This is a genomic window from Anoxybacillus sp. LAT27 (assembly GCF_022030075.1).
GTDB lineage: Bacteria > Bacillota > Bacilli > Bacillales > Anoxybacillaceae > Anoxybacillus > Anoxybacillus kestanbolensis.
In genome coordinates, this window is the sequence record NZ_JAIWYK010000201.1 from 1 (window position 1) to 262 (window position 262).

The 262-nt window shown below is 38.2% G+C and carries 1 protein-coding gene; it reads right to left on the reverse strand.

The features are described 5' to 3' along the window. On the reverse strand, positions 1-262 hold a 262-nt coding region (locus LD028_RS09125; RefSeq protein ID WP_237811628.1), incomplete at both ends, for a hypothetical protein.

Below are 262 nucleotides of genomic sequence, written 5' to 3' on the forward strand. Positions count from 1 at the left end.
TTCTCATCAATCAACTTATAATTCGGATAACCGTTGATTAAATCAATCCCAACAATGCGACAGTAACGTTCCATATCCCGTGACGGGTTAGGTCCTGTTTTTATGTGCAATATAACAGCATTTAATAAGTCTGGAACGCTTATGACGTTGTCGTACGCTTTATAGACCAGTTCTTTTCCTCCAAACAATAGTCTTGAAGCATCCTTTGTTTGAACATCTGTCTCTGGAAAAAGTGTCATTAACGAACGTTGTATCAACTCTC